This window comes from Bacillus sp. C1 (assembly GCF_054570475.1).
In genome coordinates, this window is record NZ_JBTMZT010000031.1 from 1 (window position 1) to 1,750 (window position 1,750).

Consider the following 1,750-nt stretch of genomic DNA (forward strand, 5'->3'; position numbering starts at 1 on the left):
TTGTTTGTCGCTCATTTGCGACTCCCTTATGTTAACACTTTTGTTTTTCAATGTCAACTAAGTTTTTTATTTCGTTTGTCGCGTTTTGCGTTGTTGCTATCGGCGACTCGTATAATAATACACGCTTATCATTATAAAAGCAATACCTTTTTCAAATAAAATTCAAATTCTCTCTTAAAAATAAAAAAGAAACTTTAATGCCCTAGATTGCTTGCTCCTCACTTGAATTTGACAGCTTATACACATATATTAAACTCCTATCAATACATCCTCCATATATTAAAGAAAGAACCTTTCGCTTTTTCATAGCGAAAGGTTCTTTCTAAATCTATAATTATGCTGGAATATATTTCTCAACAAATCCCCATAAAGTATTCCAATATTTCTCGGAAGCTATTTTTTCAGCTTCTCCATGACCTGCACCTGGCACAATCAGTTTTTCTTTTTCTACCTTTGCAGCATTATACACTTCATTAAGCATTTCGAAAGGAACAAATGTATCCGCATCTCCATGAATAAACAACATTGGCGTTTTGCTTTTCGCAACTTGTTTAACCGCTGATCCATCCTCTAGATTATAACCAGCTCGTAGTTGAGTAATTGTATTAGCGGCATTCATAACAGGGAATTTCGGCAAATGGAATAGATCCTTTAATTGATACGTAAATTCATCTATAACAGATGAATAACCACAATCTTCAATAATGACCTTAACATTGGCGGGTAACGCTTCTCCAGAAGTCATCATAACAGTTGCGCCTCCCATCGAAACACCAAAAAGGGCGATTTCCGCTTTTGGATCTTCCTTTAATATATGCTGAATCCACTCCATAATATCCTTACGGTCATGCCAGCCCATACCAACATAATCTCCTTGACTATTTCCATGACCGCGGAGATCAGGCGCTACTACACTATAGCCCTTTTCATAGAAATGACGAATATATGTTGTCATTTCCGAAGCTCTTCCATTATACCCATGAACTACAATTGACCATTTATGATTTGATGCTTGATTACGATATTCATAGCCAGCTAGTTTTAAACCATCAAAAGAACGTACAGTTTTTGTACTCGGTGGATATTTTGATAAAAATCCAGCATTTTTCGTTTCTTCACTAACTGCTCCATCACTTAAAACATTTACTGTTTTCTCCAAGTGAGGATTTCCATCTAGAAATTCCTTTTCTTGTTTCGCATTTAATGCATAGTTATAAAAATAATTCCCAACTAACATATACGAGATGACTAGAAATAACAAAACTACTATAGTAACAACACTTATTTTCTTCATTCTATATGCCCTTTCTCTAAAACATTATCTTTTTACAGCTTCACTTTACATTACATTCAAATTAACCATATATTACTTATCATAGATTTGAATGATACAGGAAAACATTCAATCCTTCTACTTCGAAAGAATCTATGTATTGTACTCTATCCGACGATATATTAGATATCTATATAGACCTTAAAGAAATTATTTTACTATAACAGAAAAACAACTTCAATAAGGCTAATATGGTTCACATACCATTAACGTAATATACATATTACAATCTACTGAAATTCATCTCGCATGAAAGAACAGTATCCCACCACTCATTAAACTTTCACTTTATACAAACACAAAAAGACGAGTCATTCTGACTCGTCTTAAGCTTGCTTGGCGACGTCCTACTCTCACAGGGACAAGGTCCCAACTACCATCGGCGCTAGAGAGCTTAACTTCCGTGTTCGGTATGGG

General features: G+C 34.7%; 1 protein-coding gene and 1 rRNA gene. Both read right to left on the reverse strand.

Annotated features, from left to right (window positions below):
• Nucleotides 1–334: 334 nt before the first annotated feature.
• The gene (locus ACX5JI_RS26360) at nt 335–1,294 is read right to left on the reverse strand and encodes an alpha/beta hydrolase (RefSeq protein ID WP_459503928.1); all 960 of its coding nucleotides are present in this window, start codon (nt 1,292–1,294) and stop codon (nt 335–337) included.
• Nucleotides 1,295–1,667: 373 nt separating this feature from the next.
• Nucleotides 1,668–1,750: ribosomal RNA gene (gene rrf, locus ACX5JI_RS26365) — 5S ribosomal RNA — on the reverse strand; the annotation flags it as partial.